The sequence below is a fragment of the Spirochaetota bacterium genome (assembly GCA_026414805.1).
Classification (GTDB): domain Bacteria; phylum Spirochaetota; class UBA4802; order UBA4802; family UB4802; genus UBA4802.
The window spans coordinates 40,387-48,597 of record JAOAIH010000019.1; the positions used below are offsets into that span (position 1 = coordinate 40,387).

The 8,211-nt window shown below is 38.7% G+C and carries 7 protein-coding genes; 1 reads left to right on the forward strand and 6 read right to left on the reverse strand.

The annotated features are described in order from the left end of the window. Positions 1–246: 246 nt before the first annotated feature. The 4 genes from N3F66_05700 to N3F66_05715 form a co-directional block, all read right to left on the reverse strand. Entirely contained in the window at positions 247–1,911 is a 1,665-nt protein-coding gene (locus tag N3F66_05700) for a hypothetical protein (GenBank protein ID MCX8123643.1), read from the reverse strand. After that, complete coding sequence (gene rpiB / locus N3F66_05705; GenBank protein ID MCX8123644.1) at positions 1,908–2,345, reverse strand: ribose 5-phosphate isomerase B; 438 nt, start codon at positions 2,343–2,345, stop codon at positions 1,908–1,910. Before rpiB ends, N3F66_05700 begins: the two co-directional genes overlap by 4 nt. Before the next feature lie 130 nt (positions 2,346–2,475). Continuing rightward, on the reverse strand, positions 2,476–3,861 hold the full coding sequence (gene asnS, locus N3F66_05710; GenBank protein ID MCX8123645.1) for an asparagine--tRNA ligase: 1,386 nt from the start codon (positions 3,859–3,861) through the stop codon (positions 2,476–2,478). Between the two features lie 98 nt (positions 3,862–3,959). Next, positions 3,960–5,189 carry a mandelate racemase/muconate lactonizing enzyme family protein gene (locus N3F66_05715; protein MCX8123646.1) on the reverse strand — a complete coding sequence of 410 codons (1,230 nt, stop codon included), beginning with the start codon at positions 5,187–5,189 and terminating at the stop codon, positions 3,960–3,962. A gap of 332 nt (positions 5,190–5,521) precedes the next feature. On the opposite strand from N3F66_05715, the gene N3F66_05720 reads away from it, so the two are divergent. Further along, positions 5,522–6,316, forward strand: coding sequence for a polysaccharide deacetylase family protein (locus tag N3F66_05720; protein ID MCX8123647.1), 795 nt, complete (start codon positions 5,522–5,524; stop codon positions 6,314–6,316). Here the strand turns inward: N3F66_05720 and gltA are convergent. Continuing rightward, a complete protein-coding gene (gene gltA / locus N3F66_05725; protein ID MCX8123648.1) occupies positions 6,282–7,679 on the reverse strand; it encodes an NADPH-dependent glutamate synthase in 1,398 nt (465 codons plus the stop codon). The genes N3F66_05720 and gltA overlap by 35 nt on opposite strands. After that, positions 7,669–8,211, reverse strand: a 543-nt coding sequence (locus N3F66_05730; protein MCX8123649.1) for a sulfide/dihydroorotate dehydrogenase-like FAD/NAD-binding protein, incomplete at its 5' end; no start/stop codon positions are given. The genes N3F66_05730 and gltA, both read right to left, overlap by 11 nt.

The following is an 8,211-nucleotide window of genomic DNA, read 5'->3' on the forward strand; positions in this document are numbered from 1 at the left end:
TAAATGATAAATTAATTTAATAATAGGGTATTATCACAATAATTGCAACAATATTTGAATATACCATTCGTATGTTGTATACTACTTGAAAGGTTGCTACCACAAGACAATACTTATCATTTACCCTGTAATTATTTTTTTATTTCAGGAATGTTCAATATCTTTATCTAATTATGATAATAATTGTTCCTTTATTCCTATACCATACAAAATTGCTGTAAAAAGATACATATCAAAAAACAAGTACTATTTAATATCTGATCCAGGATCGGGGCGGGCACTTACTTCCTTTGAATGCTTTGACTCATGATTGAACATTGTATCAGGTTTATAGGTATCATACGCAGTAACAGTAAAGAAATAAAGAACATTGTTTTTAAGCAAAGGATAGGTTAAAAATGCTTTATTATCATTCTTCCTGTTTTCTTCTATTATATCATTTGTTATTTTAACTGTAACATATCCATTTTTGTCCGATAGCTCATTGGAAATACGCTTGCCATTAACTGTTTTTATAACACCATCATAGTGCTTGCTTTTGACACCATAGTAAATGCGATACCCTGCAATATCATACTCAACATTCTTTTTCCATTTGAGAGTGATCATCGTATCCCCAACAGAATCAACTGTGACAAACGCTGGAGGCTGTGGTGCAGTATCGCGCACATACTGCAAACCAATATTATAGATAATGGGTGCATGTGCCCCATCGGGAGATGCAATAAGGTGGGCACGCCACTGATAATACTTCCCCCTGAGGAATTCATCACCTATTTTATGTAAATATATATTTTTCTGATTGTTTGTGATTCTAACCCATTGTGGAAATGTATCATCAGCTTTAAAAAATGCATCACTTATTCTGAATTCCATCCAAATGAATGTAGATTGTGGAAGTTGTTCATCCCATTTAAAAAGTGTTACCATAGTTCCATAATCAGGGAATTGATACACCGGGCTTGTTATTATACCTTCACGGTTGGTTGTTTGCCTGTTGCTATAGGTTATTTCCTTATATTGCGTTTGTGCTATTTCTGCTTCCTTCTTCAAATCAGCAATGTAGCGCTGTGCAATACGGACTTTATCCAGATATCCATAAAAATTTTTACCTACTATTGCAACTGGCACATCCTGGCATACAAACTTGGGAACTAGCACATCAACAAATGGATCCCCGTTTTCAGTACAGAACACTGTTTCTACCACATCACCATTTATTATTGTTTCCAGTTTACCCGAAATCCGGTCAAAACTGATTGCCAAGTGATACCAGGTATTAAGCTCTAGCGTTGGTGCTCTGTGCAAAAACACATCAAGGGGAACACCATCTTTTTTATAGAACATTTTATAAAACCTTATTGCCAATTTATTATCAATACATAGTATTTCAAAACCCTGTTTGCCGGCAGAATAACCAATGCGAGATAACAATATAGCACCATTACTATACTTTGAAAGCTTAAGCTTTACTTCAATGGTGAAAGATCCCAGATCATCGCAGTTTGTCAGCCAGTTATTCTTTGCCGTTTGAATCTCAACTCGATGATCCCTGTGAAAAAAATATGCACAACCTTGGCCTTCAATTTCGTCTTTTGAATATGTGTACTGAGCATACCGTATAGCATAATGTCCCGAATCATCTTTCATTAAAGTTGCAAAATCATTGTCAAATGAAAGCAACAAATCCGTAACAAGCGGATTTACTGATTCTTTATAATTTATTTTGGCGATAGTATATGCGGATTTGTTCCCTTGAAGAGTAATTTTCTTTGCATTGAAAAGATCTAAATCATCCGATGTAAAAACAACCTGATACACGGTATCATACGTCAGCGCAATACACAAAACAGTTGCGATTATAATTATTAAACTTGATGAAAACAACGTTTTGAATTTCAGTTTTTTCATTGAATTTTTTCTATTTCAATAAGCTTATCTAATCTTTTTTGGTGACGCCCACCTTCAAATTCTGCCCGAAAAAATGCATTGATGATATGAATTGCCAGATCTACACCAACCACCCGTGCACCCAATACTATAACATTGGCATCGTTATGCTTGCGTGCCATTTCCGCCATAAACTCATTAGTACACAGAGCAGCACGTATACCTTTATATTTATTAGCTACTATAGAAGCACCAATGCCAGTGCCACATATCGCTATGCCATAATCCACATCTTTTTTTTGTACATGTTCGGCAACAAGTTTTATGTAATCAGGATAATCGCATGATTGTGTTGAATCAGTCCCCACATTGATAAATTCAATGTCCTTAAAATTCTGTATAATATAATGCTTCAGCTCAACCCCGGCATGGTCATTGCCAATTGCTACTTTCACGCTTTATCTCCTATGAAAATACAGATTGTTATGCTAAACAACTTTCAGTATTGTAAGACCCTGAATTGGCATATACACAAATATTATCCTGTTAAAGTAGTCATAAACATCAATTATCTTTCTAAAATCATTAAAATCGTGCATTCCCCGGAGTTCGCGGAAACGGTATTACATCACGTATGTTCTGCATACCGGTAATAAACTGAATTGCTCGCTCAAAGCCCAATCCAAAACCAGCATGGGGCGCAGACCCAAACTTTCGAATATCCAGATACCACCAGTAATCATCAGGATTTAATCCCATCTCCTTCATACGTGCTACCAGAACTTCATACCTGTCTTCCCGTTCACTGCCACCAATAATTTCACCAACTCCTGGCACAAGCACATCCATTGCTCTTACAGTGTTATTATCGTCATTCAGCTTCATATAAAAAGCTTTTATTGCCTTTGGGTAATGAATCACAATTATTGGCTTTTTAAAATAGGTTTCGGTCAGCCATCGTTCATGTTCGGTCTGCAGGTCCATGCCCCAGTGCACTGGAAATTCAAACTTTACATTTGACCGCTGTAAACTTTCAATTGCTTCGGTATACGTTACTATCTCAAAGGAACTTGAAACAATTAGTTCAAGATTATTTATAATTCCCGGTTTTATCCGTTCATTAAAAAACTCCATATCTTCCCGGCATTTTTCTAGTACCCATTTAAAAATAAAGCGTAGAAATTCCTCAGCCAGTGCACAATCATCCTCAAGAGTTGCAAATGCCATCTCAGGCTCAACCATCCAAAATTCTGACAGGTGGCGTGTTGTATTGGAATTTTCTGCTCTGAATGTAGGTCCAAATGTATAGATATCACCTAACGCCATTGCTAAAAGCTCGCCTTCAAGCTGGCCACTGACTGTTAATGCTGCCTTTGCGCCAAAAAAATCCTGAGTAAAATCAATTGAACCATTGACCCATGGCAGATTATGCAAATCAAGCGTAGTTACCTGAAACATCTCCCCAGCACCTTCACAATCGCTGGTGGTTATAATGGGTGTGTGTACATATAGAAAGCCTTTCTGCTGGAAGAATGTATGAATGGCAAACGCTACCTGATTACGGATTCGCATAATTGCACCCATAGTATTGGTACGTGGTCGCAGGTGAGCTATTTCGCGTAAAAACTCAAATGAATGCCTTTTTTTTTGCAATGGGTAGCTTTCAGGGTCAGCATCGCCAAATACTGTAATTTTATCAGGTTTTAGCTCCCATCGCTGACCTGGCGCTGGTGAAGGAACAAGACTCCCGTGAATATATACACTTGCTCCTGTATGCAGCTTTTGAGCTACTTCATAGGAGCTATCGCCCACACCTATCACAACCTGAAGGTTTGCAAGGCATGAGCCGTCATTAACCTCAACAAATATATTTTCTTTTGATTCACGTTTTGTGCGCACCCACCCTGCTACAGTGCAATCATTTATAGGAGCGTCACTCTTTAAACATTCAGCAATACGAATACGTTTCATACCTTTTGGCGTCACCCTTTGTGTATTACATAAGTTATGTTATTTAAAAAAATAGCAATGTGAATATCAATTATTTCAAAAGGTGATGTGTGTATCATTCATTGCCCTTCCTTTCGTTTCTTCAATGCCAGAGCTTCCTTAATACCCTTTTCACGTATAACCTTTATCTTTAATCCAAACTCAGTCATACGGAAGTAACGCTTCCCATATTTTGATAGCAATTTTTTGTCAATCTCAAAACCAAGCCCTGGGCGAGTAAATGGTTGTAAGATTGCATTCCTGTCAGGAATTATTGGCTCTATAATTCCATCCCTGAATTCCGGTATCCAGGATGGCTCCTCAAGCGGATATTCCAGTGGAAGTTTATTTTTTGTATCTGCCAATACCATATTCCAGTTAATGTAAAATCCTATCCCGTTTGTCCAGGTATGGGGCGAAAACTCCCGCTTCCTCAGGTGGCAGGTATCAATAACCTTTTTAACCTGTGCAATGCCACCTGCAAAAGTAGCATCAGGCTGGTAAATATGGAAACAATCTTTTTCAAACATTATCTTTATTTCATCCCACCCATAGTTCAGTTCAGCTCCCGAAATTTTTACCTTTTTTGAAAAACGTTTTAGCGCTGCATTGCCATCATAGTCCCGAGAATCAAGTGGCTCCTCAAGCCATACTATTTTGTTTGCCTCACATGCTCTTACAAATTCCTTTGCTCTCGTCAAATCCCAATCAGGCACCCTGTCAACAATTGAAACCGGCCACCCCTGATTAGCATCAACTCCAAGTGTTACTTTATTTCCTACACCTTTTGCTATAATTTCTATATGCCGAATATCATCTTTAAGCTCTTTGTTCTTTACACGCAATTTAAATGTTTTAAATCCACGTTCATGTAATTGTAATATTTCATCAATGCGTTTATGTGGATCATGCATTTCACCGGTGGAACAGTATACTTCAATAGGGCGCGCAGTGCCACCTAATAGCTCATATACAGGCTTTCCCTTGCTTTTGCCAATAATGTCCCAGAATGCAGGTTCTATCCAAAAATTTCTCCAACCCAAATACCCCGCCTGCTTTAAAAGGCTTTGCACCCTATCAATGTCGGTTGGGTCCGTACCTAAAATATAACCAGCTAAAAGATCCCCTAATCCTTCACGCTCCTTGCCCATCGCTGCACCAGCAGAATATCCTTCTATACCATCATCAGTTATCAGTTTAATGAGTGTAAAACGGTTATGCGTCTGCGGGTAACCAGGAATCCACGTAGGCCAAAAAGTGTGGCGCAATGGAATTGAAACATGATATAATTCAATGCAGCTTATTTTCATAGCTAACCCCCAAATTAATAATTTTTTACTTTTCTTTAATCAGATAACATCTCTATAAACAACGTCAACTACAATTCAATGCATTAGAAGTCTTTATTTACTCAAGCATTACTTTTATGTTGACACCATTATGCCCTTACTAATATTTACTCTATAGATTTTTTTATTAATAACTACAATGATGCATATTAATCATAAAATATTTAAATAATATATACGAAGCAGCGATAATTACAAGGAAATAACAATATTTCATTTCATGTAAAAATATATGCTGCATTGACACAGACCTGTTTTAGTATTATTTTTTTATAGATATTTTGGAGAACACGATGAAAATTATAACCGTTGCACTGACATTGCTATTAACAGTTGCCCCGCTGTATGCAAAAAACAAAGTATATGTTCTTGTGTATCATACCTTTATGGGGAAAAAGGTCAAATACGATATATCACTGGATGAATTTCGCAATCAGATGATTGAGTTGAAAACAAATGGTTTTACATTTGTAACGTTTAATGACATAAAACAGGGAAAAATACAAGGTGATAAAAACATCTGCATTACCATCGATGATGGGCACAAAACAGTCCTTGATGCATACTATTCAGTCTTGAAGCCTTTAGGCATTAAACCAATGCTTGGCATTAACACATTCATCATTGGCAAAAAGCCATATGTGTTAACATGGGAAGAATTAAAATCTCTTGTACACGAAGGGTGTTCTGTTGCATCACATGGCTATTTTCATTTGTTTATTAATGATGAGCTTTATACAAAAAACTATCGCTACTTCAAATTAGAAGTCTTTGAATCAAAAAAGATGCTAGAAGAAAAATTAGGCATTACCGTTGATACTTTTGTGTACCCGTTTGGCGTGGTAACCGAAATTGGAAAACAAGCTCTTGCTCAGGCAGGATACACGTATGCATTTACCATAAAATGGGGTGCTGTATCACTACCACTGGTGCCCAATAATCTGGAATTACCTCGCTACATGTATCAAAATAACTGGCATGCTATTGCGCAGGCAATCATCCATAAAAGCAAAAAACCATCTGTGCCAAAAGAACCTGAAAAAATTCTGGTTTCTACCACTCTCCGGTCGAAAGGTATGCATCAATAGCTTTTGCTGCCTTTTTACCTGCACCCATTGCCTGTATTACGGTTGCAGCACCGGTTACAATATCACCCCCTGCAAAAACACCACGCTTGCTGGTTTTCATAGTGTGTGGATCAGCAATGATATTCCCACGCATTGTTGTATCTAAGCCTGGCGTAGTTTTTGGTATCAAAGGATTAGGCCCATTGCCGATAGCAATAATTGCAACATCAATATCAATAGTAAATTCTGAACCCGGTAGTGGCACAGGGCTCCTTCGTCCGGATGCATCAGGTTCACCCAATCCCATCTGAATACATTCTACGGCTTTAACACGTCCCTTCTCATCACCAATAAAACGCACAGGATTTGTCAAAAGCTTAAAAATAATCCCTTCCTCTTCCGCTCGTTCCACTTCTTCAATTCGTGCAGGCATCTCTTTTCTAGAACGCCTGTAAATAATATACACTTCTTTACTTCCAAGGCGCAATGCCGTGCGCGCAGAATCCATTGCAACATTACCACCACCAACAACTGCAACCCGCTCTCCTCTGACAATAGGTGTATCATATTCAGGAAACCTGTAAGCTTTCATTAGGTTAGACCGTGTCAGGTATTCATTAGCACTATATACACCCTGAAGGTTCTCACCGGGAATATCAAGAAATAGTGGCAATCCGGCACCTGTTGCAACAAACACAGCATCAAAGCCGGTGGATAGCAAATCATTTACGGTTTCGGCTGTCCCTATCACCCTGTTCAGTTCTATGGTAACCCCCATAGCCTTCAATGCATCAATCTCATACTGGACAATGTCCTTTGGTAAACGAAATTCAGGGATACCATACACCAGTACTCCACCAGCCTTATGTAAAGCCTCAAAAACTGTGACACTATAGCCCAAACGTGCAAGATCCCCTGCAGCAGTTAACCCCGCAGGCCCTGAGCCGATGATTGCAACTTTTTTCCCTTTATCTGCTTTTACCTTTTGAAAGGTATAATGTTCTTTTTCTCGCTCAAAGTCTGCAACATATCGTTCAAGGTTGCCGATAGCAACCGGCTCTCCTTTCTTGGCTAATACACATAATTTTTCGCACTGATCTTCTTGAGGGCATACCCTGCCACACACCGCTGGAAGGGTATTTGTCTGTTTTATAATGGAAAATGCCTCTAGTGGCTTTCCTTCTTTTAATGCTTTGATAAATCCAGGAATATTGATATTGACAGGGCATCCATCAACACAGGTTGGCCGCTTGCATTGTAAGCACCGTGATGCTTCAAGTATAGCTTTCTTTTCATCATACCCCAACGGCACTTCATTGAAATTACGAATGCGCACTTGTGGATCCTGCTGGGGCATTTTTTGTCGGGGAATCTTATCGGCCATAGTATTTCTCCAGTTGGCATTTATGTTGTTCAAAACTCTCTTTTTCCTGATCTTTATATGTATTGAGGCGCTTCATTATCTCATCAAAGTCAACCAGGTGCGCATCAAATTCAGGTCCATCTACACAGGTAAACTGCTTTTTGCCACCAACTGTTACCCTGCACCCACCGCACATTCCTGTACCATCAACCATAATTGAATTAAGGCTAACCAGCGTTTTTACATTATACTGTCTTGTTAGATCACTCACTGCTTTCATCATTGGGACAGGACCCACTGCCACTACAATATTTACCTGCCGTGAATCAAGTATCTTCTTAAGTTCATCGGTCACAAATCCCTTTATACCATACGTTCCATCATCAGTGGTAACAATGAACTGGTCGCTCACGGCTTTCAATTCTTCCTCTAATATCAACAAATCCTTATTTCGTGCACCAATTATGTTTATGCAATAATTGCCAGCTTTTTTTAGTGCACTTGCAATTGGATACACCGCAGCAATACCAATGCCACCACCAACACACACCGC

What these genes read in the sequence shown, in the direction of transcription:
- N3F66_05715 (MCX8123646.1), bottom strand. Translation starts at nt 5,189, where the DNA reads ATGAAAATAAGCTGCATTGAATTATATCATGTTTCAATTCCATTGCGC.
- gltA (MCX8123648.1), bottom strand. Translation starts at nt 7,679, where the DNA reads ATGGCCGATAAGATTCCCCGACAAAAAATGCCCCAGCAGGATCCACAA.
- asnS (MCX8123645.1), bottom strand. Translation starts at nt 3,861, where the DNA reads ATGAAACGTATTCGTATTGCTGAATGTTTAAAGAGTGACGCTCCTATA.
- N3F66_05720 (MCX8123647.1), top strand. Translation starts at nt 5,522, where the DNA reads ATGAAAATTATAACCGTTGCACTGACATTGCTATTAACAGTTGCCCCG.
- N3F66_05700 (MCX8123643.1), bottom strand. Translation starts at nt 1,911, where the DNA reads ATGAAAAAACTGAAATTCAAAACGTTGTTTTCATCAAGTTTAATAATT.